Source organism: Commensalibacter papalotli (ex Servin-Garciduenas et al. 2014), assembly GCF_000527695.1.
GTDB classification, from domain to species: domain Bacteria; phylum Pseudomonadota; class Alphaproteobacteria; order Acetobacterales; family Acetobacteraceae; genus Commensalibacter; species Commensalibacter papalotli.
The window spans coordinates 268,967-290,652 of the sequence record NZ_ATSX01000002.1; the positions used below are offsets into that span (position 1 = coordinate 268,967).

Sequence of the window (21,686 nt, forward strand, 5' to 3'; positions counted from 1 at the left end):
TAAGATATATAGCTATATATCTTATTTATTTAGATACCTGCGAAATGATCAGGTAGACTTTTTATCGTTATTGCTGACATCTTCAAAGTCTGCATCAACAACATTTTCTTCAGGTTTTTCAGAATTTTCTTGGTTGCCTGCTGAACCCGCAGCATCAGCACCGCCAGTTGCTTTGTAAATTGTTTCACCAATTTTCATTAATAGTTGAGAAAGCTTTTCTGTTGCTGCTTTAAGTTCAGCGACATCATTGCTTTCTTTTTTGCCTTTAACATCAGCAACAGCAGTTTCAATTTCTGTTTTTGTTGCGTCATCAAGTTTATCACCATGTTCTTGTAGATTTTTCTCTACTTGAGCAACCAATGAATCTGCTTGATTTCGGGTTTCAACCATTTCTTTTTTGGCTTTGTCTGCATCAGCATTTGCTTCTGCATCTTTAACCATGGTTTCAATATCCGCATCTGATAAACCACCAGAAGCTTGGATTTTAATTTGTTGTTCTTTACCTGTTGCTTTGTCTTTTGCAGATACAGAAACAATACCGTTCGCATCAATATCAAATGTTACTTCAATCTGAGGAACGCCACGAGGTGCAGGGGCAATACCTGTTAAGTCGAAGTTACCTAGCAATTTATTGTCGGCGGCCATTTCACGTTCGCCTTGACATACGCGAATGGTAACAGCGCTTTGGTTGTCTTCAGCAGTAGAGAAAGTTTGGCTTTTCTTTGTTGGAATCGTTGTATTTCTGTCGATTAAACGGGTAAATACACCACCCAAAGTTTCAATACCCAAAGATAGTGGGGTAACGTCTAATAAAAGAACGTCTTTAACATCACCTTTTAATACCGCACCTTGAATAGCAGCTCCAATAGCAACAACTTCATCAGGGTTTACGTTACGTGCAGGTTCTTTACCAAAGAATTCTTTAACGGTTTCAATAACCTTAGGCATACGGGTCATACCACCCACCAAGATTACTTCGTCAATACCACCAGCAGATAATGCAGCATCTTTCAATGCAGCTTTACAAGGATCAAGTGTTCTTTTGATTAAATCTTCAACCAAGCTTTCTAATTTTGCACGGCTTAGTTTAAGTACCAAATGTTTTGGTCCAGAAGCATCAGCAGTGATAAATGGAAGGTTGATTTCGGTTTCTTTAGATGAAGATAGTTCAATTTTAGCTTTTTCAGCAGCTTCTTTTAAACGTTGAAGTGCGAGTTTGTCGCCACGAAGATCAATTCCTTGTTCTTTTTTGAATTCATCTGCAAGGAATTCAATAATACGAGAATCGAAATCTTCACCCCCAAGGAATGTGTCACCGTTGGTTGATTTAACTTCGATCACACCGTCAGAGATTTCCAAAACAGAAATATCAAAAGTACCACCACCCAAGTCATACACTGCAATGGTGCCACTGTTTTTCTTTTCTAACCCATAAGCCAATGCAGCAGCTGTTGGTTCGTTAATAATACGAAGAACTTCTAGTCCTGCGATTCTGCCAGCATCTTTGGTTGCTTGACGTTGTGCATCGTTAAAGTAAGCAGGAACGGTAATAACAGCTTGTGTAACTTTTTCACCAAGATAAGATTCTGCTGTTTCTTTCATTTTTCCAAGAATGAATGCAGATATTTGTGATGGTGCATATTTTTTGCCGCGTGCTTCAACCCATGCGTCGCCATTGTCGCCTTTGACAATGTCATAAGCAACGAGTTTTTTATCGCGTTCTACTAGTTTATCGTCATAACGACGACCAATTAATCTTTTTACAGCATATAAAGTGTTTGTAGGATTGGTTACAGCTTGTCTTTTTGCAGATTGACCAACCAACATTTCGTCACCTTCAGTGAAAGCAACCATTGATGGGGTTGTACGTGCGCCTTCGCTGTTTTCGATAACTTTTGTTTCATTCCCTTCACGGATTGAAATACAAGAGTTTGTTGTACCTAAATCGATACCAATAACTTTACTCATTAATAAGCTCCTTTTAGCAACTTTTATAAGACCCGAAGCGTCTTGCAAAAGTCCTTTTTTTTAAAATATTATCACTACTATGATCTCCCAATTTTGGCTAAGCCACAGGAGTGATATAAACTATAAATATGTATCCTTGAGTTTTGATTCAAGGAAAAATTATCTAATACTATATTATACATAAAACTTTCATTAAGTCAGCAACTTAATCAAAGTTAATATCAGTTTTTATTCTTTTTTCTCGCCTGCTTTGGATACAATAACCATTGCGGGTTTTAATAGACGGTTATTTAATGTCCATGTAGGCGTCCAGCTTTGTATAACAGTTCCCGCGGGATGCTCATCAGAAGGTTGTTCTGCCATAGCTTGATGTTTGTTGGCATCGAATGCAGCCCCAGTTGGATCTTCATATTTAATACCATTTTTTTCTAGGACTTGAAGAAATGAACGTTCTGTGCTTTCAAAACCTTCACGCATTTTGGTAAGAATTGGATCTTCATCTTCCGATTTTGGAGGAAGGCTATCGATGCCACGGCGTAGATTTTCAGCTGCCTCAACAACGTCACGAGCGAATTTCTGCACTGCGTATAAACGTGTATCTTCGAGCTCTTTTTTATGGCGGTTGCGGAGATTTTGGTTTTCTGCTTCTGAACGCAACCAGCTGTCTTTGGCTTCTTGTAATTCAGTTTGCAGTTTTTCAACTGGATCTATTTCAACAGCAACATCCTCGGCAGCGTTTTTTGTTTCTGTGGAGGTTTGATTAAAAATGCTTTCATGTCCAGAGGACACATCTTCTTGTACAGAGCCATTGCTAGCCTCTGTTTCATTTTTTTCATGTTCTTGTTGTGTCATAATAATTTATGTACTTTTGTTGTTAACATTTATGATAAAAACAAGCTCTTATTTTTCATAACAAACTTGCAGATAATTTAGAATCTAAAACTATCATACTTCTATTTTAATAAAATTTATAAAAGATAACAAGGAATTCAAATAAGAATTACAATATGCTGACCAAGTTAAATGGTTTTTATTTTAAATATATATGGTAATTAGGGCGTAATGCGTATTTTTTGCCATTATTGGTTTGTATATATAATTTTGATTTTCATGAATGGAGTAATCGATATGGAAGCAGGAAAATATGTGATTGCGTTAGTAGATGATGATCGCAATATTTTAACCTCTGTCTTTATGATGTTAGAAGCTGATGGTTTTGCTGTGCAAACATATACAGATGGTGAAAGTGCTTTGCAGGGGTTATTGTCACGCCCTGTAGATTTGGCCGTCCTAGATATTAAAATGCCTCGTATGGATGGAATTGAACTTTTACAAAGACTTCGTAATCGTTCTCAAATGCCAGTGATTATGTTGTCTTCTAAAGATGAAGAAATAGATCAGCTAATGGGTTTGCGTTTGGGTGCTGATGATTATATTACCAAACCTTTTTCACAACGTTTATTATTGGAACGTATCCGAGCGTTATTAAGGCGTAATGATGTAAATAAAATAGAAGTAGAAGGAGGGGGGGCTGCCAATGGGATGGTGGTGCGCGGATCTTTGACTTTGGATGATTTGCGTCATCAATGTCGTTGGAATAACGAAGATATCCAATTAACCGTTACCGAGTTTTTGTTAACCAAAGCGCTGGCGATGCGTCCTGGTTTGGTTAAGTCAAGAGACCAGTTGATTGATGCTGCTTATGGTGAGAATATTTATGTTGATGATCGGACCATAGACAGTCATATTAAACGGATTCGTAAGAAGTTTCGTCAGGTTGATTCTGAGTTTAATAAAATAGAAACATTATACGGTATTGGATATCGATATAAGGAAGACTGATCGATAGGTCAGGTCACTTTAATTAAAGATGAAGCATATTTTTTCCTGTTTAAGGCGTGATAAAGCGGATTTAACCTCTAAAATAAATTATAAAGCACGCTTTTCATCCCTTTTAATGCGGCGCATTTTATTGGTTAATGCTCTGCCATTGGTCGTTTTAGTAGCAACACTCCTTTATTTAAATCAATTTCAAAATAGCCTTTTGGAAACAGAAGTTACAGCATTGCGAGAGCAAGCGAAGATTTATGCTGGTGCCTTGGGACAAAGTGCAACGCGTAAAATTAAAGATCAAATGATCTCTGAGGGTGGTTTTGAGGTGATGTTTACCCAAAAACCAATAGATATTCATTTTTTATCTGTTGAATTGGCACAGCCTCTGTTGTTAAGCTTGACAGAGCCGAGCCCTAATGTCCGTGCACGCGTTTATGCCCCAGATGGTCAGTTAGTTGTTGATAGTGGTGTTGAAGGTAAGGAGAAACAATATTTATATAAACAGGGAGCGCAATCATCTTTACCCTCTTATAATAAAAAATATAAAAATGAATTTCATAAGGTAAATACAGAGAATGAGAAGGTAATTAATACACGATATGATACTGTGTTGGAAAAGGTTTATACTCATTTATTAAGTTGGATGCCCTATTCTGGAGAGCGGAAAATTAAGAATTTGTCAGTGAATGCTGACCCAGAGGCTGTACCCAATGCTGTAAAAAAATATTTACAATTTACAAATGATCCTAATAGTCAAGAAATGCCCCCTTATATTCGTAGGGCTGTGGATCATCGTTTATTAATTACGATTTCAGAGCCTATTGTACATCAAGGAAAAACGGTTGGAATTATCCAGTTAACCAGAGAGGCAACCAATGTAGATAAGGCTTTATTTGCAGTTCGCTCTTCAATTTTAGTTTTATTTTTACTTGCCTTAATCATTACTGTTTTAATGTCTTGGTATTTGTCGCTAACGATCGCTAGGCCTTTATTGGTTTTGGCTATTGCAACGCACAGAATGCGCGATTCTGTTCGTCCAACAGGTATGGTTCCTCAGCAGCTGTTAAGTCGAAAGGATGAAATTGGTGATTTGGCCAGGGCATTACAGGATAGTGCTAAGGCCTTATGGACTAGAATGGGGGCTATTGAACGATTTGCAGCAGATGTCAGTCATGAGTTAAAAAACCCTCTATCTTCGATTCGATCTGCTATAGAGTTATTACCCAGAATTTCTGATCCAGAGCATAAAAAGCGTTTATTTTATGTGGTTCGTGATGATGTGAGTAGATTAGATCGTTTAATTACAGATATTGCCAGTTCTAGTCGTATTGAAACAGAAATGTCTCGTACGACTCCAGAGGCTGTTGAAGTGATGCCAATTTATAAATTATTATCCGAGTTATATGAGGCAACATATAAACCAAATGATCCCCATATTATCGTTGAAATAGATTCCGATCCTCATCAGCAAAATTTAAAAGTATTAGCAGTGGAAGACCGATTAGTACAAGTTTTGCGTAATCTTATTGGAAACGCAATCTCGTTTTCCCCTCCTAATGGTTTGATTTCTTTGTCAGTTAAAGCAACTAAGGATCGGGTTGAGTTGATTGTAAGTGATCAGGGGCCTGGTATTCCAGAAAATAAATTAAATAGTATTTTTGAACGGTTTTATACAGAACGTCCAGAGGGTGAAAATTTTGGACAACATTCAGGGTTGGGGCTTTCTATTTGTAGACAAATTGTTGTTGCATTAAAAGGAACGATTCAGGCGCACAATCAACATGATGAGCAAGGAAAAATTGTTGGTGCTCGTTTTATTGTTTCTTTGCCTAGGGTGATATGATAAATATATCACGATACAATGTGGGTTAATGGTGTAAATAGGATACATTTTTTTCGATTCGTTTTGCGCTTTATATATTTTGAAAACATGCATTAAAAATGCTTTAAAAAATTGATTTTTTTTGTTTTTTTTGCAGTTTTCAAGGGGTGCTCTAGGAAAGTAGTTTTTCTAAGCTTGAAAAACAGTTGTTTTTAAGCAACATGTTTTTTTGTTGAAGCTGAATATGAGTTTTTTTGATTGATTAGATAGCGACTAGATTTTATTAAAAAGAGGTATAGTTCCTTTGCTAAGTCAGTAAGGTTTTTCGAATATGAAAAAGTCATTAAGTCGTATCGCTATAGCTGCTGCTATGCTTGCTCCTGCAGCAGGTTATGCGCAAAATTACTCAAATACAAATTTGGGTCCAGCTGTTAACCAAGCACAAAATTCAGCATCAGTGCCAATGGTGAGAGAAGAAATTTGGGCATCAGGTTGGAGTGGAAAAGTCCAATATCGTGATGTTCCAATGTATAAAACACCAAAAGCACCAAAGCCACATTGCGGTGTGTTTCAAACTTGTCCTGGTGTAACTAAAATTGGTCTTGGAAAGGGTGACTTTATTGTACGTTTAGGCGCATTAGCAACAATTGCTAATAACACAAGCAGCCGGACTTCAGTTGGTGGACGTGTTACAGCATCTAACGGCGTAATGGCAGAATTAAGTGCAAATTACTTTGTTACTGATAACTTAGCTTTTGAATTGATTGCATCTAGTACTCGCCACAGTATCTGGGCCAAAGGAACAGCTGCTGGAGATGTTCATGTTGGTAAAGCATGGGTTCTTCCTCCTACACTTACTGCACAATGGCATTTTCGTCCACATAAAGCATTTAATCCATATGTTGGTGTTGGCTTAACGGTTGCTTTCTGGCATAATATTAAACCAGGTGGTGGCATTGTTCAAAAATTGGGCATGGAAACCACGGTTGGACCATCTTTCAATGTAGGGTTTGACTATCAACTTGTTGGAAACTGGTTCTTTAATGTCGATGCAAAACAAATGTTGTTAAATCAACGTGCGCATCTTAATGACAGTCCAGGCAGAATTGATGCTCGTACTTCTTTGAACCCTACAGTGGTTAGTGGGGGTATTGGGTATCGCTTTTAACCATTTGCGGAGTTCGGAATGACAAAGGGTGTTTCCTTTGACCGTCTTGCGCGGTACGAAGGAAATCTACCGCGATATACAAGTTATCCAACAGCTGTACAGTTTACAGAAGCTGTTGGATTTAACCAATATAAAGAATGGTTACAGGCTCTTCCAGAGGGGGAGCCTGTTTCGTTGTATTTACATGTTCCTTTTTGTGATGAGCTATGTAAATTTTGTGCTTGTAACACACAAGTCGTTCATCAAGAGTTGGTGCGTAGTGCTTATGGTGATTTGTTGTGTGAAGAGCTGAAACGACTGGCGGAGTTGCTTCAAGCGCGTCGTTCAGTAAGTTTTATTCATTTCGGGGGCGGAACTCCGACAACATTACCTATGAATGCAATGAAAAAGGTAATGCAAACAATATATTCTTTATTCGACATTCAAAAAAATGCTGATATTTCAATTGAACTTGATCCTAGGCATGTTTCTGTCGAGTATTTTTCTATGTTGCATCCTTTGGGGTTTACCAGAGTCAGTTTTGGTGTGCAGGATTTAGATCCCAAAGTGCAAAAAGCCTGTGGACGTATTCAAAGTAAAGAGTTAACCGCGCATTGTATTAAGGTTGTACGTCAGAATAATATTCAGTCTGTGAATGTTGACTTGATATATGGATTGCCTAATCAAACAGTTGAAAGCTTGCGGGCAACGATTCGATCAGTTGTGGAGTTGAAACCAGATCGATTGGCTGTTTTTGGGTATGCTCATGTGCCATGGAAATTTAAGCGACAAACATTATTGGAAGGTGACGTGCTACCTGATAGTGTTGAGCGTTTTCAACAGCGTCAAGTTATTGATGAAATTTTGCAAGGGGCAGGGTATCAAGTGATTGGTTTGGATCATTATGCTTTACCTCACGACTCGATGAGTATAGCTGCTGATAAAGGCACTTTGCATCGTAATTTCCAAGGATATACAGTTGATGATGCACCTGCTTTATTAGGTGTTGGGGCCTCATCAGTATCGATTGTTCCTCAGGGGATTGTGCAAAATCATTCAGCAGTAGCGATGTATCAAAAAGCAATGACCCAAGAGGGGCTTCCTGTAGCGCGTGGCTTGAAGCGTGATGAAGAGGATTTGCTGCGTTGGCACGTTATAGAAAGATTAATGTGTGATTTGCATATTGATTTAGAATTAGTAACGCGGCAATATAATAAACCAGAGCATTTTTTTGATGAAGCAATTGCCAAATTAAAACCATTTGAAGAAGATGCTTTAGTAAAAATCTCGGGCTATAAGATTATAGTAACAGAAGAGGGGCGCTGTTTCTTGAGAAATATAGCGGTTGTTTTTGATACTTATTACCGTGTTGCTCCACAACGCCATGCCCAAGCAATATAAGTTCAAAGGGATGTTTAAATGAGTATTCAAAATAGCGATGCTGGTCAGTTTGTGCGCCATTCTATTGGACAAGCATCAGAATATACAAAACCTTATAAACACTGGTTATTAAAGGATGTATTGCCTGATTATGTTTGTGATTCTTTGGTTGAATGGATGCCTGATGCCAAGGCTGTATCGGGGGATATTCAGGGGCGACGTGAAAATAACAATCAAAACCGTGTGTTTGTAAATTCACAAAAGCAGAAAGAGGATCAACGTTGTGCAGCATTAGCACAAGCTTTTGAAGCTCAAGAAACAAGAGATCTTTTTACGCAAATGACAGGGGCTGATCTTACTGATACTTGGTTAAGGCTAGAGCTTTGTTTGGATAAAGAGGGGTTTTGGTTGGAGCATCATACAGATATTGGTGCCAAGAAACTAACTTTTCTGGTTTCTTTATCTTTAGGAGAAGATGCTGAAAGTTGGGGTACTGATATTATGAATGCTCAAGGAGATTCATTAGCTCGAAGCTCTGGCAAATTCAACTCAGCCTTTCTTTTTATTCCAGGAAAAGATACATGGCATGGGTATCAAAAGCGCCCTATGAGTGGTATTCGTCGTACTTTGATTATAAATTATGTATCTCAAAGCTGGCGAGCCAAGCATGAGCTTGCATTTAATTATTGATTTTAGAAATAATTTATATTTTTATTAGTTTTTTTTTATATTTATATTAAAAGTTGTGTCATAAATTCCTATAATATTTATGGTTATGGCAGAAAATAGGATAAAGAAGCATGAGTAATATCGCACGTGAACAAATGGAGTTTGATGTTTTAATTATCGGGGGTGGCCCAGCAGGACTATCTGCGGCTATTCGATTAAAACAATTGGCACCGTCTGTTGAAATTTGCTTGATTGAGAAAGCTTCTGAAATTGGTGCGCACATTGTTTCGGGCGCTGTTCTTGAACCAACCGCGTTAAATGAATTATTTCCAGATTGGAAACAAAGAAATGCTCCATTAGATACACCAGTTAATCATGAGCGTATGTTTTACTTATCTAATGAAGAGAAATCGACAGCCATACCTATTATTAAACCATTGATGCCAGCGATGAATAATCATGGTAATTTTATCGTAAGTTTGGGTGATTTTTGTCGTTGGCTTGCCGCTCAGGCAGAGGAATTAGGGGTTGAGGTCTTTCCTGGATTTTCTGGCCGGGAACTTATTATTGAAGATGACAAAGTTGTTGGTGTCATTACAGGGGATATGGGCCTTGAGAAAGACGGTAGTCAAGGATCGAATTTTGAACCAGGAATGGAATTGAGGGCTAAATATACGATTTTTGCAGAAGGATGTCGGGGATCTTTATCAAAAAAATTAATGGATCAATTTAAATTAAGACAATCTGTTGACCCTCAAACCTATGGAATTGGGATTAAAGAGTTATGGGAAATTCCTGCACACAAGCACAAACCAGGGTATATACAACATAGTTTTGGTTGGCCATTAGATGATCGTACTTATGGTGGGTCTTGGTTGTATCATTTTGGTGATAATCTTGTTTCCTTTGGTTTTGTCGTTGGGCTTGATTATAGTAATCCTTGGTTATCTCCATTTGAAGAAATGCAACGTTCTAAAAACCATCCTGTGATTAAATATCATCTAGAGGGAGGAAGAAGGATCAGTTATTCTGCTCGTGCATTATCTGAAGGAGGATTACAATCCGTTCCTAAACTCTCTTTTCCAGGGGGATTGCTGGTTGGTGATGCAGCTGGTTTCTTAAATGTACCTAAAATCAAGGGTACACATACGTCTATGAAGTCTGGAATGGTTGCAGCAGAAGCGATTGTTGAAGCATTGACTACACAAGAAATAGAGCCAATCTCTTACCAGTTTCGTATGCGAAAATCATGGGTTTACAAAGAGTTACATCAAGTCCGTAATATTCGTCCTGCTTTTGCTAAGTTTGGCGCAAAAATTGCGACATTATATACAGGTTTTGATTCTATGGTTCGTGGTAAGGTTCCTTGGACGTTTCATCATGGTTTAGGGGATTATGAAAAACTAAAGGCAGCCTCTTTATGTCAAAAAATTGAGTATCCTAAATCAGATGATGAATTAACATTTACCCGTGAATCATCAGTATTTTTGGCTAATATTGATCATCGGGATAATCAGCCATTACACTTAAAATTAAAAAATATGTCAATTTGGAAAACAGTGAATTGGGAGACTTTTAAATCTCCTGAATCAAGATATTGCCCTGCAGGCGTATATGAGGCAGTAGATATTGATAAAGAACCTAAATTGCAAATTAATTCTCAGAATTGTATTCATTGTAAAACTTGTGATATTAAAGACCCCACACAAAATATAGATTGGGAAACGCCAGAAGGTGGCAGTGGTCCGAATTATCCAGGTGGAATGTAAGATTTTAATTTAGTTAATAATATCGTAACGAAAGGGTGTTATGAAAATATTAGTTCCGGTGAAACGGGTTGTTGATTCTAATATTAAACCGTTGGTAAAGTCCGACAATTCTGGTGTAGAGGTTGGTGGCGTTAAAATGTCCATGAATCCTTTTGATGAAACTGCAGTTGAAGAAGCAGTTCGCCTGAAAGAACAAAAAATTGTTTCTGAAGTTGTTGTTATCTCTATTGGAGAAGCCAAAAGCCAAGACACTTTGCGTACAGCGATGGCAATGGGTGCGGATAGAGGTGTTTTAGTTACTTCTGAAGATGCGCTAGAATCTTTGAGTGTTGCGAAAATTTTACAGCATTTTGTTACCAAAGAACAACCTGATATTGTTTTAATGGGTAAGCAAGCATCTGATGATGATATGAATGCGACTGGTCAGATCTTGGCAGCGAAACTTGGGTGGGCTCAAGGAACGTTTGTTAGTAAATTAGAGCTGTCTGAAGGTAAAGCGCAAATTACGCGTGAAATCGATGATGGCCAAGAAATTTTAGAGCTTGTATTACCAGCTGTAATTACAACTGATTTACGCTTAAATGAGCCACGTTTTGCATCTTTGCCGAATATTATGAAAGCAAAAAAGAAACCTATCGAGACCGTTGCTCTTGCTGACCTTGGAATTGATACAGCTGTTCGTCTAGAAGTAAAATCTGTAGCGGAATCTTCTTCTGTTCGTGAAGGTGTTATTGTTAGTTCTGTTGAAGAGCTTATGGATAAACTTCAAAATGAAGCAAAGGTAATTTAAAAATGGCTGTTTTAGTTTTATTAAGTTATGAAAAAGGCGATAAAATCCGCCCGATTAGCCGTTCTGCGATTGCTGCTGCAACTCAGTTGGATACAGAAGTACATGCACTGCTTGTTGGTGAAAATCTAGAAATCTTATCTCAAAAAGCATCTCAGTTAAATGGTGTGCAAAAATTGCTTGTTGCAGAACATTCTGCATATGCGCATATGCCAGCAGAACCTGTGGCAAATTTGATTGCTTCAATAGCTGAATCTTATGAGTTTATTATTGCACCAGCAAACGCAGAAGGAAAAGATATTCTTCCTCGTTTGGCAGGTTTATTGGATGTCCAACCGATTTCTGATGTTGTAGAAATTATTGATACGTCAACGTTTGTACGTCCTATCTATGCAGGCAGTATACTTGCGACAGTAGCTTCTAAAGATGCTAAGAAACTTTTATCCGTTCGTGGAACGACTTTCGAAGCTGTTGCAGAAACAGGTGGCAGTGCTGTAGTTGAAAAAATTGAAAATTTACCACTTTCTGAAAAGCAACTTTCAATATTTAAAGAGTTAAAACTTTCTCAATCCGATAGACCTGAGCTTGAAGGTGCGCGCGTTGTTGTTTCTGGTGGCCGTGGAATGCAAAGTGCTGAAAATTTTGTATTGCTTGAAAAAATTGCCGATCAATTAGAAGGTGCGATTGGTGCTTCCAGAGCAGCTGTTGATGCAGGATTTGTCAGTAATGATTTCCAAGTTGGCCAAACAGGTAAGATTGTAGCGCCAGAGCTTTATATTGCCGTGGCGATTTCTGGTGCCATTCAGCATCTTGCTGGAATGAAAGATAGCAAAATCGTTGTTTCGATTAATAAAGATCCAGAAGCCCCTATGTTCAAAGTATCAGACTATGGTATTGTAGGTGATCTTTTTGAAATTTTACCTCAATTAGAGGCAGCTTTAAAAGCTAGATAATTTAATTCAAATACTTTTTTAGTTTAAAAAAAAGTATTTGAAAATAATAATAAGAATAGTTTAACCAGATAAAATTAATAAGGATATTCATTATGAAATGGGAACTAGAAATACCAAAGGATAAATATTATGTACCTGTTATTAATATTAAATGGCTTTTGATTTTGCATGGAATATTGATAGTTGTTCTTGGTTTAATGATGTGGGGTGCATGGAACCTAAACAGTTAATTTGAAGTCAAAGTTTAAGTAATATGTTTTTTTCTCAGTATCGAAAAAGTATTCTGGCAGGAATTATAATATATAGCAGCTGTACAGCTGCTTATGCTGAACCAGTATCTAAAGTGCTTCATGTGATTGCAGCAGAGAATATGTATGGGGATATTGCTCAGCAACTGGGGGGCAAATATGTACAAGTTGATTCTATTTTAAACAATCCAGATCAAGATCCTCATTTGTTTGAATTAACCCCCAGTATAGGCAAGAAAATTGCTGATGCTGATTTGATTATTGTGAATGGGTTAGGTTATGATTCTTGGATGAATCGTTTATTAACAAAATATCATTTTAATCATCAAGATATTGTTTCCGTGCAAGCTTTATTAAACCGTAAAGAAGGTGATAATCCCCATTTATGGTATGATGTTGATGCAATTGATGCCTTGTCTGGGCGATTAGAGCAGCTTTATGTAAAACTTGAACCACATGAAAAGTTGGTTTTTGAAAGCAAATTAAGTTCTTTTCAAACTGATTTAAACAAAATCAAAGAGCGTATTGAGACTATTAAGCAAAAACACGTTCATATCAAAGTAGCAGCAACAGAACCTGTTTTTGGGCTAATGGCGCAAAAGTTAGGCTTTGAGATGTTAGAAGAACCCTATCAATGGGTCGTAATGAACGGTGGCGAGCCAACACCAAAGCAGGTTGCTGGGTTTATTCAGGATTTAAAAACACATCAAATCCAAATTTTGTTTTATAATGAGCAAGTGGTTACCCCTGCAACGCAACAGTTAAAAAAGATTGCTATGGAAGCAGGCGTTGCTGTGGTTGGAGTTTCAGAAACAATGCCAGCGAATTTGACCTATCAGCAATGGATGAATCAGGTTTTGGATAAAGTAGAGGCTGCTTTAAAAAGTAAACATCCATGAATGTCATTGAATGTCAAAATCTTGATATTCGATTAGGGACACATTTAATTTTATCTAGGCTTAATCTGCAGATACAAGAAAATCAGTTTGTTGGTATTTTTGGCCCGAATGGATCGGGAAAGACGACTTTTATGAAAGCGTTATTAGGTATTATCCCGTGTTCCGAGAATAAGATTAAAATTCTTGGTAAAACACCTGTAAAAGCTAGGAAACAAATTGGATATATTCCTCAATATCGCGAGATGGAATCTTTTCGTTTAAAGGGAAAGGATTTTATTGCTACAAGTATTCACGGGCATAAATTGGGGTTGCCCTTTTTAACTAAAAAAGATTTATATCAAATTGATAATGTTCTCGACCAGGTTCATGCCAGAGACCTGGCTTTTACGCCGCTTTCTGAAATGTCTGGGGGGCAAAGGCAACGCCTTTTGTTGGCACAAGCATTATTAGGTAATCCTAAGCTTATTATTATGGATGAACCTTTTAGTAATCTTGACCCCAAGTGGGTGAAACTTATTTTATCTCTTATCAAAGAATTGCAAGCACAAAGAAAATTAACCATTTTACTGTCAACGCATGATTTAAACCCATTAATGAAAATTATGGATCAAGTCATTTGCATTGGTAATCAACAGGCGGTCTTGGGGGATGTTGATCGTGTGATGACTTCTGAGGTATTAAGTGGACTTTATGGGTTTCCTATTGAGGTTGTTAAAACGGATCAGCATCTTTTTGTAACAACATCCTGCTAATTTATTCATTTGAAAGTTTGTTCGAGGATGTTTTCTCTTGAGTTTATGCAAACTGCATTTATTGCATCTGGTATTGTTGCGATTATTTGTGGTTTGATTGGATATTTTTTATTAATTCGCAGAGAAGCCTTTGCTGGGCATGCATTGTCTCATGTTGGATTTGCAGGCGCAACGGGAGCAAGCCTAGTCGGGTTATCACCATTTCTGGGATTATTGTTATTCAGTCTGTGTGCAGGTGGATTAATTGGAGCCATTGGTCCGAAATTAAAAGATAGAGATATTGCTATTGGATTAGTCTTATCAACTTCGATGGGGCTCGGGCTATTGTTTTTGCATTTTTACACGCGATATGCCTCTCAAGTAACGGGGTTACTTTTTGGTAATATCTTTGCTGTTAATACACAAACGTTATATGGATTAATTATTCTAAGTATTATTTGTTGTATCGTTATGCTTTTTTTTATGCGCCCTCTGTTATTTGCATCTTTGCAGCCAGATTTGGCCGAAGCAAAAGGCGTTTCTTTGCGCTGTGTTTCTATTTTATTTTTAGCGTTGGTTGCGTGTGTAACGGCTGCATGTGTGCAAGTTACAGGGATCTTATTAACATTTTCCTTGATGGTGGGGCCAGCGGCGGTTGCACGTCAGTTGAGCACGACGGTTTGGCGAGGGGTATTTTTGTCGATTTTTCTGGCGGTTGCAGAAGCATGGGGAGGGATTATCATCGCTTGGATTACGGATTATCCTGTTTCTTTTTGGATTAGCTTATTAAGCTTTGTGGTCTATTTGGTTTCCTTATTATTCAGTAAAAATTTATCTTTTTATAAGAAAATAAAACTAATTAACTAAGTATTATTTTGGGAGCTTAAGAGAAGAAAAAATAATCCAAATTCATTATGACAAAGCAGATATTGGGTATCGTGCCTATGGCTCTAATTTTAAAGATTATGCTATGACTCTTTGTTTTCAAAAAGCATTTGGAAGTCGCGATCCTATTTTAAACGAGGACGCAAAAGCAACAATGGGGTTTTTTTTAGAATTGTGGATGGATTATAATTTTGGGCAGCCCATTAAAATACAGGGCAAGCTAGACAAATTAATTGAAAACTATCTAAAACAAACTTATAGATCACAAATGCATCCAAAATCAAAATTATATATATTTAAATGTATGGATTTGTAACATAGTGACGATTTGGATCGATTAACCAAAGAGTTCGTAGCCCATTCCAATCGAACCTGTAAACAAGATCATCCCAAATATCCACATGAGTGGTAAATACAAATTAGATTTCTGTTACTTACGTTCTTATGCTGTGTTTCTATGATTACAGCATAGTTCAATTAAGAGAGGAAACTCAACGTCATTAGAAAAAGCTGATATTCGTTACGAAGTGTTTAATTAAAGTTTTTTCAACTGATATTTTATAACTATTCTATTGTATCAGGACGTATTGTTGCTTAATATTACATTTTATTGATGTGTTACCAAGATCGATTTTTTCTGATGCAAGATGATGTGCTAAATACAAATATAATTAAACAGCCCGTAGTTTTCGTAACGGGTTTGTCTGGTGCTGGGAAATCGACCATTCTTCGTGCTTTAGAGGATTTAGGGTATGAGCTGGTTGATAATGCCCCTGTGCAGGTCATCAGCGATATAGTTGGCAAGGTCGAGGGACCCATTGTTATTGGCCTTGATTCCAGAACAAATGGCTTTGAGGCTGCTACCGTTATAGAGTTATTAACCAGATTACGATTAAATCCCTCTTTGCATATTCAATTAATTTACGCCACTTCTGAAACGGACGTGTTATTACGCCGTTATACCGCTACACGCAGGCGTCATCCAATGGCAGCTGGTGGAACGGTCAAAGAAGGCATTGAAGCTGAAATTATATTGATGGAGCCGTTAAGGCAAGTGGCTGATTTAGTGATTGATACATCAGATTTGCCTCCATTTGAATTAAGGTTACTGGTAGAAACACGTTACAGTCTAGGGCGAGATAAAAATCAGGGACTTCTGACCTTAACTTTGATGTCTTTTGCATTTCCAAGTGGTGTTCCACGTGAAGCAGATATGGTTTTTGATGCTAGGTTTTTGCATAATCCATATTATATTCCAGAATTATCTAAAAAGACTGGACTGGATAAAGATGTTCAGGAATATGTAGAGAAAGATCCAGATTATCAAAAATATGTTCATCAGATTGACGAAATGTTCAATTTAATTTTCCCTCGTTTTGTTTTAGAGGGTAAAAAATATGCCACGATTGCAGTTGGATGTTCTGGGGGGCGGCATCGGTCTGTAACCATTGTCGAGGATTTAGCAGAACGCCTTGCTTATCCTAAAAAGGGTCAAGCGGGTTTACCTGTTTTGGTGATGCATCGTGAGTTAGCACGTCAAGGCGTTCAAACTTGGCGGTGGGTTGCTCGTCCACAAGAGCAAGTAATATAAGTTTTTTTAATTATTAATAAAATATTTTAGGGATTGAGTAATGGATCAAAAAGTTATTCCTGTTCGCCGTGCGTTAATTTCCGTTTCTGACAAAACAGGTTTACTTGAGTTGGCCAAAGCTTTGGCTGCGCAAAATGTAGAGATTCTATCTACGGGTGGAACGGCTAAGTCTATTCGTGATGCTGGAATTAGAGTGATAGAGGTTTCTGATTTTACAGGTTTTCCTGAAATTTTGGACGGGCGTGTGAAAACTTTAGTTCCTCAAATCCATGGTGGTTTATTGGGACGCAGAGATTTGCAAGATCATCAAGATCAAATGAAAGCACATGGTATTCTACCAATTGATCTATTATGCGTGAATTTATACCCGTTCGAAGCAACGGTTTCTTCTGGTGCGGGTGAAGAAGATGTGATTGAAAATATTGATATTGGTGGACCAGCCCTTATTCGGGCAGCTTCTAAAAATCATAGTCATGTTGCAGTGCTTACCGATGCAGCACAATATGGACCTTTTATTGAGAGTTTAACTAAAACAGGTGGATCAACTTTTGCACAACGTCGCGCATGGGCACAAGCAGCTTATGCCAGAACGGGTGCTTATGATGCAGCGATTTCTGCATGGTTTGCCAGAGAAGCCCAAGAGCAATTCCCAGAACGTGTTGTCTTTAGTGGTCAACGTAAAGAAGTGTTACGTTATGGTGAAAATCCTCATCAACAAGCAGCGTTTTATACAAATGATGAAAACCGACCAGGCGTTGCAACGGCAAAGCAATTACAAGGCAAAGAGCTTTCTTATAATAATTTAAATGATACAGATGCTGCATTTGAAGCGGTGGCAGAGTTTGATGAACCTTCGATTGTGATTGTGAAACATGCCAATCCTTGTGGTGTTGCCAGTGCCAAAACTTTGTCCGAGGCATGGGATCTGGCTTTGCGTTGTGATCCAGTATCTGCTTTTGGTGGCATCATTGCGATGAATCGTCCTTTGGATGCAGAGCTAGCTGGTAAAATTGTATCGATCTTTAGTGAAGTGATTATTGCACCGAAAGTGAATGCAGATGCATTAGCCATTTTATCCAAAAAGAAAAATGTTCGCGTGCTGGAAACTGGATCAATGCCTGATTCATTGGCACAAGGGGTGATGGTTAAAACATTGGCTGGTGGGTTTTTATTGCAAAATCGTGATAATGGTCGCCCTTCTGATTTCAAGGTAGTGACTAAAAGACAACCTACAGCCCAAGAAATGGAAGATATGATTTTTGCTTTCCGTGTGGGTAAACATGTAAAGTCCAATGCGATCGTGTACGTAAAAGATAAAGCAACGGTTGGGGTGGGCGCTGGTCAAATGAGCCGTGTTGATTCTGCACGTATTGCTGCACATAAAAGTGCCGAAGCTGCTGAGGCAGCTGGATTGTCCGAACCGTTGAGCAAAGGCAGTGTGGTTGCTTCTGATGCATTTTTTCCATTCGCAGATGGATTACAAGCAGCGATTGCTGCGGGTGCAACGGCAGTGATTCAGCCTGGTGGATCTATGCGCGATGATGAAGTGATTGCGGCAGCGGACGAAGCTGGAATCGCAATGGTCTTTACGTCTATGCGTCACTTCCGTCATTAATTTTTGGATATAAACTTATGAAACGCATGTTTTTTATTGTTTTATTAGCTTCTGTATTTGTCGGTCATTCTGTAAAGGCCAAAGAATATAAATTTACAAGCCAATTTACCCCATCAATGGTGCAATGGTCTAAAGGTTCTGGCACTGCGATGGTTGCTGGTATGGGAATTTATCGGGAAGTTGATGGAACGATGAAAAGCTGTGCGGGACAACAAATTACTTATTACCCTTATGATCCCTATATTATAGAATCTTTACAAACGAAGATACGAGATATCAAAAAAATTAAGAACTTTGATTCTCGTATGAATGACTATGCTTTTAAAGTGCCTTGTGATGTAAATGGAGATTTTAAACTAACAGGACTACCAGAGGGAAAATGGATTTTTGTCATGAATATCCCTGTGGTTAAAAATAAAGAGGATTACTCTTCTTATGACAAGTCATCTGATTTAACGAATGCCGCTGGTCAGGGTAATGGTATTTTATATCGTATTGTCAGTATAACTGCGGGAAAAGTAAATTCAGTTCAATTAGTGCAAGGCGATGTAGAAGAGCATTAATTTTCTATTGAATTATAGCGTATTTCGTATTTGTTAGTTATCATATATAAAAGAATACGAAATTATTATTCTTTTAAAAATTATCTAAGAATATTATCATGAACGCTATGAAGTATTCGCACTAATAATCGTGCATTCTGATTTGTTTTCTGTAAATCGTCTCAGAAAAACTTCCTTTAAAGCAAGATAATCGGGATTTGCGCGTGCATCGTCCCATTTTTGTTTGAAAATACGTGCAGCTTCTGCCTTTATCTTATCTTCGGAAGTTCTGGGGAGTTCTTGACGACCATGGGAACCACTTAGACCTTTTTTGTCTGTTGGTACGGGGCCATCATATTTTTTCCCCCCTTTATGGTTCGCGTAACGTCGAGCGCGCGTATAACCCATTTGTAAAAATTTTCTGGCCATATCAGCACCAACAAAATCTTGATTTTTAATATATTCCAAAAATAAATCGTAGATCTTATTACTACTTTCTTCTGCCTTTTCAACAGTCGCAAAACGCCAATAAGGCAGTATTTCTGATTTATAAGGTTCAACAGATAAAACGCCCTGTTCTCCTTTACCTATACGATAAAGCTCTGGGTGTTCTTTAAAATTAATTTTTTCAAAATCTAAAGAGTAATCAAAGCTTTTACTCTGTACGCGACTTTTTTTTCGAGGAGGCTCAGAAAAATTTTCTTTAACCATAACCATTCCTTTTTATCAGCTTAATAATTAAGTTTTGATCCTTTTCAATGAAATATAACATATTGTATTCATATAGAATCGTTTATTTTATAGTTTTGATGCCCACTTATGTGCAATATATGTAAGCTCTTCTTTTGCTCTTGCCAGTGCTTGGGTGCGAGCTTCTTGATCAGCAAATTGTAAAGGCTGTGCATTTACAAACTGAGGATTTTCTACGCCTAAAAATCCAAAAGAGGCTTTTAATACAGGGGTCATTGCATCCATATGTTGGAAATCACCTGAACGTAAATCAGCACCACGGGTGGTAATAAACAAAACTTTCTTATTTGTTAGTTTCCCTTGTGTTGTGCCATCAGGAAATAGGTCGTAGGTAACTCCTGTTCTGATAATGGTATCGATAAATGTTTTAAAAGTTGCAGGAATTGTCCAATTATACATAGGCATGGCACATACCAATGCATCGGCATCGATAACACGTTGGCACATAACATCAGAAGCAGCAAGGACTTGTTTCATTTCAGTCGTGCGCTCGTTTGCAGGTTTGTAAGTTGCGACAACAAACTCTGATGTCAGATGTGGTTGAACATCTTTTGTAAGGTCTAAATAATCTATATCAAGATCAATATTTTGTTGTTGTAACTGTTTTAAAAAAAATTGACCTAACATTCGAGAGTTAGATTTTTCGGCAATTTTAGCACTTGTATCAATATGCATAATTTTCATAAGATAATGCTTTCACAAATAGAGATAATTTAAATGAAACATAACTTACGTTTTTGTCAAAATAACAACGATATTCAAATATATTTTGTAGAAAAATGATATAGATGATGAATAACTCCGTTCTTAGTAAAGTTTATAATCACCAACTTCCAATATGGATTGTCTTTTGATAATGAATATCAAATATGTTTCAAACTAAGTATAAAGTTTCTCGTGCCATAGAGAAGAAAATTAAAAAGTTAGAAAAAGACTTTGGAATGATTTTTGAGAGTCCATATGTAAATTTTCTCAAAAAATTTAATGTGGTAGAATGTAATGAGGATTTTGCATTTCTCTTAAAAGAAAACCTTATAGCTGGGGAAAGCGATGTATCGATTGATATGTTTTTAGGGTCTTCTAAGGATGAACAAGAGGATTTATATTCTGTCAATTATGATTATCAAGATAAAATTCCAGAAGATGTTATGGCTATTGCATTGGTGAATGAGAGTGATTGGCTTTGTTTCATTCCAGTGGAAAGATTTATTATTGGGATCATGAGGTAAATGATTTATATTTGGATTTAAAGCAACCAAATACTTATCTACCACACAATGTTGATTTAGTGCTGCTAGCAGATACATTTGAACAATTTTTAGAGGGCGTATTTCATAAAGATATAGAATAAGAGGGCGATAATGATAATCTTTTTGAAGATATATCTTAACCTTTTTTGTTGAATCATTAGAGGCTTATTTAAAAAACCCGCATTTATTTTCGTACAATCAATCTTAAGAGACATCATTACAAAAGTTAGGGTTATCAGAAAAAGGTAAGAAAGTGTTAACGTTATCGAAAATAGAGTAATTGACTTAATTCATTTATATATAAAAATAATTAAAATAAATTTTAATCTATTTCAAATATGTTTTATTGATGATAAGAATTCCAAGTCTTTAGATTAAAAATTATAAAACTACTCTTTTAAGAATTGAAGAGAGTCAAACAACAATTTTCGAATCGTTTAAATGAATAAATTCATACTTGTTTGTTTATTATTATTGTTCATACCAATTATTTCTTTAACCTATGCAGAGGATAATCATCACCAGATTCAAACTCGATTTGGATTAGCATATATTAACAAAGATCATTCTTTGGTTATTGACAAAATACCTGTAAAACCTTCTGTTAGTGGAAATTTCTTTTTGCTTGTTGATAAAGTTACACAAACTAAAGGCGCTGACTATCTTATACTTACATCAGGTGGAGGAAGTCGTTGCCCAGCTTCGTATTCTATTGTTAAGGTTACAAAGTTTAGAGCCATTCCCACGGATTTTTTGGAAATTGTGTAGATTTGGTTCACAATTCATTAAAAATTATACCAGGATAAGAGTATTATTGCTTCATTTCCGGAACATACACTGATATCTA

Annotated in this window: 21 protein-coding genes; 17 read left to right on the plus strand and 4 right to left on the minus strand. The window is 37.1% G+C overall.

The window, feature by feature from the left end; genetic code table 11:
* Positions 1-48: 48 nt before the first annotated feature.
* Entirely contained in the window at positions 49-1,968 is a 1,920-nt protein-coding gene (dnaK, locus tag COMX_RS08255; protein WP_034339813.1) for a molecular chaperone DnaK, read from the minus strand.
* A 228-nt stretch (positions 1,969-2,196) separates the two neighbouring features.
* A complete protein-coding gene (grpE, locus tag COMX_RS08260; RefSeq protein ID WP_034339815.1) occupies positions 2,197-2,820 on the minus strand; it encodes a nucleotide exchange factor GrpE in 624 nt (207 codons plus the stop codon).
* Between the two features lie 276 nt (positions 2,821-3,096).
* On the opposite strand from grpE, the gene COMX_RS08265 reads away from it, so the two are divergent.
* The 15 genes from COMX_RS08265 to COMX_RS08335 all read left to right on the plus strand — a co-directional run bounded on the left by COMX_RS08265 (position 3,097) and on the right by COMX_RS08335 (position 18,860).
* The gene (locus COMX_RS08265) at positions 3,097-3,810 is read left to right on the plus strand and encodes a response regulator transcription factor (protein WP_034339818.1); all 714 of its coding nucleotides are present in this window, start codon (positions 3,097-3,099) and stop codon (positions 3,808-3,810) included.
* A 115-nt stretch (positions 3,811-3,925) separates the two neighbouring features.
* A complete protein-coding gene (locus COMX_RS08270; RefSeq protein ID WP_371827980.1) occupies positions 3,926-5,644 on the plus strand; it encodes a stimulus-sensing domain-containing protein in 1,719 nt (572 codons plus the stop codon).
* A gap of 310 nt (positions 5,645-5,954) precedes the next feature.
* A complete protein-coding gene (locus tag COMX_RS08275; protein WP_034339822.1) occupies positions 5,955-6,791 on the plus strand; it encodes an OmpW/AlkL family protein in 837 nt (278 codons plus the stop codon).
* Positions 6,792-6,809: 18 nt separating this feature from the next.
* Positions 6,810-8,171: an oxygen-independent coproporphyrinogen III oxidase gene (gene hemN, locus COMX_RS08280; protein WP_034339824.1), complete on the plus strand. Its 1,362-nt coding sequence runs from the start codon at positions 6,810-6,812 to the stop codon at positions 8,169-8,171.
* 18 nt (positions 8,172-8,189) lie between these two features.
* On the plus strand, positions 8,190-8,840 hold the full coding sequence (locus COMX_RS08285; protein ID WP_034339826.1) for a hypothetical protein: 651 nt from the start codon (positions 8,190-8,192) through the stop codon (positions 8,838-8,840).
* A gap of 110 nt (positions 8,841-8,950) precedes the next feature.
* Positions 8,951-10,588 carry an electron transfer flavoprotein-ubiquinone oxidoreductase gene (locus COMX_RS08290; RefSeq protein WP_034339829.1) on the plus strand — a complete coding sequence of 546 codons (1,638 nt, stop codon included), beginning with the start codon at positions 8,951-8,953 and terminating at the stop codon, positions 10,586-10,588.
* 40 nt (positions 10,589-10,628) lie between these two features.
* A complete protein-coding gene (locus COMX_RS08295; protein ID WP_034339832.1) occupies positions 10,629-11,378 on the plus strand; it encodes an electron transfer flavoprotein subunit beta/FixA family protein in 750 nt (249 codons plus the stop codon).
* Between the two features lie 2 nt (positions 11,379-11,380).
* A complete protein-coding gene (locus COMX_RS08300; protein ID WP_034339835.1) occupies positions 11,381-12,328 on the plus strand; it encodes an electron transfer flavoprotein subunit alpha/FixB family protein in 948 nt (315 codons plus the stop codon).
* A 253-nt stretch (positions 12,329-12,581) separates the two neighbouring features.
* Entirely contained in the window at positions 12,582-13,475 is an 894-nt protein-coding gene (locus tag COMX_RS08305; protein ID WP_034339837.1) for a metal ABC transporter solute-binding protein, Zn/Mn family, read from the plus strand.
* Positions 13,472-14,227, plus strand: coding sequence for a metal ABC transporter ATP-binding protein (locus COMX_RS08310; protein ID WP_051462032.1), 756 nt, complete (start codon positions 13,472-13,474; stop codon positions 14,225-14,227). The genes COMX_RS08305 and COMX_RS08310 overlap by 4 nt, the downstream gene beginning before the upstream one ends.
* A 27-nt stretch (positions 14,228-14,254) precedes the next feature.
* On the plus strand, positions 14,255-15,073 hold the full coding sequence (locus tag COMX_RS08315) for a metal ABC transporter permease (protein ID WP_034339840.1): 819 nt from the start codon (positions 14,255-14,257) through the stop codon (positions 15,071-15,073).
* Between the two features lie 61 nt (positions 15,074-15,134).
* The gene (locus COMX_RS08320) at positions 15,135-15,407 is read left to right on the plus strand and encodes a T6SS amidase immunity protein Tai4 family protein (protein ID WP_255343291.1); all 273 of its coding nucleotides are present in this window, start codon (positions 15,135-15,137) and stop codon (positions 15,405-15,407) included.
* Between the two features lie 324 nt (positions 15,408-15,731).
* Entirely contained in the window at positions 15,732-16,682 is a 951-nt protein-coding gene (gene rapZ / locus COMX_RS08325) for an RNase adapter RapZ (protein ID WP_051462033.1), read from the plus strand.
* Between the two features lie 40 nt (positions 16,683-16,722).
* Positions 16,723-18,297, plus strand: a complete 1,575-nt coding sequence (purH, locus tag COMX_RS08330; protein WP_034339846.1) for a bifunctional phosphoribosylaminoimidazolecarboxamide formyltransferase/IMP cyclohydrolase — start codon at positions 16,723-16,725, stop codon at positions 18,295-18,297.
* A 17-nt stretch (positions 18,298-18,314) separates the two neighbouring features.
* Entirely contained in the window at positions 18,315-18,860 is a 546-nt protein-coding gene (locus COMX_RS08335; protein ID WP_034339849.1) for a hypothetical protein, read from the plus strand.
* 105 nt (positions 18,861-18,965) lie between these two features.
* Here COMX_RS08335 and COMX_RS08340 read toward each other — a convergent pair whose 3' ends face one another.
* Together COMX_RS08340 and COMX_RS08345 are read right to left on the minus strand one after the other, a co-directional pair.
* Entirely contained in the window at positions 18,966-19,550 is a 585-nt protein-coding gene (locus COMX_RS08340; RefSeq protein WP_034339852.1) for a DUF4385 domain-containing protein, read from the minus strand.
* A gap of 87 nt (positions 19,551-19,637) precedes the next feature.
* On the minus strand, positions 19,638-20,273 hold the full coding sequence (locus tag COMX_RS08345) for an FMN-dependent NADH-azoreductase (protein WP_034339855.1): 636 nt from the start codon (positions 20,271-20,273) through the stop codon (positions 19,638-19,640).
* Positions 20,274-20,458: 185 nt separating this feature from the next.
* On the opposite strand from COMX_RS08345, the gene COMX_RS08350 reads away from it, so the two are divergent.
* Together COMX_RS08350 and COMX_RS08355 are read left to right on the plus strand one after the other, a co-directional pair.
* Positions 20,459-20,818 (plus strand): SMI1/KNR4 family protein, encoded by a 360-nt coding sequence (locus tag COMX_RS08350; RefSeq protein WP_034339858.1) that lies wholly within the window; start codon positions 20,459-20,461, stop codon positions 20,816-20,818.
* 462 nt (positions 20,819-21,280) lie between these two features.
* Positions 21,281-21,607, plus strand: a complete 327-nt coding sequence (locus COMX_RS08355) for a hypothetical protein (protein ID WP_034339861.1) — start codon at positions 21,281-21,283, stop codon at positions 21,605-21,607.
* Positions 21,608-21,686 lie beyond the last annotated feature (79 nt).

Bases quoted from the DNA above. Each gene is read 5' to 3' on its own strand.
- dnaK (WP_034339813.1), bottom strand. From the start codon at position 1,968: ATGAGTAAAGTTATTGGTATCGATTTAGGTACAACAAACTCTTGTATT.
- grpE (WP_034339815.1), bottom strand. From the start codon at position 2,820: ATGACACAACAAGAACATGAAAAAAATGAAACAGAGGCTAGCAATGGC.
- COMX_RS08265 (WP_034339818.1), top strand. From the start codon at position 3,097: ATGGAAGCAGGAAAATATGTGATTGCGTTAGTAGATGATGATCGCAAT.
- COMX_RS08270 (WP_371827980.1), top strand. From the start codon at position 3,926: ATGCGGCGCATTTTATTGGTTAATGCTCTGCCATTGGTCGTTTTAGTA.
- COMX_RS08275 (WP_034339822.1), top strand. From the start codon at position 5,955: ATGAAAAAGTCATTAAGTCGTATCGCTATAGCTGCTGCTATGCTTGCT.
- hemN (WP_034339824.1), top strand. From the start codon at position 6,810: ATGACAAAGGGTGTTTCCTTTGACCGTCTTGCGCGGTACGAAGGAAAT.
- COMX_RS08285 (WP_034339826.1), top strand. From the start codon at position 8,190: ATGAGTATTCAAAATAGCGATGCTGGTCAGTTTGTGCGCCATTCTATT.
- COMX_RS08290 (WP_034339829.1), top strand. From the start codon at position 8,951: ATGAGTAATATCGCACGTGAACAAATGGAGTTTGATGTTTTAATTATC.
- COMX_RS08295 (WP_034339832.1), top strand. From the start codon at position 10,629: ATGAAAATATTAGTTCCGGTGAAACGGGTTGTTGATTCTAATATTAAA.
- COMX_RS08300 (WP_034339835.1), top strand. From the start codon at position 11,381: ATGGCTGTTTTAGTTTTATTAAGTTATGAAAAAGGCGATAAAATCCGC.
- COMX_RS08305 (WP_034339837.1), top strand. From the start codon at position 12,582: ATGTTTTTTTCTCAGTATCGAAAAAGTATTCTGGCAGGAATTATAATA.
- COMX_RS08310 (WP_051462032.1), top strand. From the start codon at position 13,472: ATGAATGTCATTGAATGTCAAAATCTTGATATTCGATTAGGGACACAT.
- COMX_RS08315 (WP_034339840.1), top strand. From the start codon at position 14,255: ATGTTTTCTCTTGAGTTTATGCAAACTGCATTTATTGCATCTGGTATT.
- rapZ (WP_051462033.1), top strand. From the start codon at position 15,732: ATGCAAGATGATGTGCTAAATACAAATATAATTAAACAGCCCGTAGTT.
- purH (WP_034339846.1), top strand. From the start codon at position 16,723: ATGGATCAAAAAGTTATTCCTGTTCGCCGTGCGTTAATTTCCGTTTCT.
- COMX_RS08335 (WP_034339849.1), top strand. From the start codon at position 18,315: ATGAAACGCATGTTTTTTATTGTTTTATTAGCTTCTGTATTTGTCGGT.
- COMX_RS08340 (WP_034339852.1), bottom strand. From the start codon at position 19,550: ATGGTTAAAGAAAATTTTTCTGAGCCTCCTCGAAAAAAAAGTCGCGTA.
- COMX_RS08345 (WP_034339855.1), bottom strand. From the start codon at position 20,273: ATGAAAATTATGCATATTGATACAAGTGCTAAAATTGCCGAAAAATCT.
- COMX_RS08350 (WP_034339858.1), top strand. From the start codon at position 20,459: ATGTTTCAAACTAAGTATAAAGTTTCTCGTGCCATAGAGAAGAAAATT.
- COMX_RS08355 (WP_034339861.1), top strand. From the start codon at position 21,281: ATGAATAAATTCATACTTGTTTGTTTATTATTATTGTTCATACCAATT.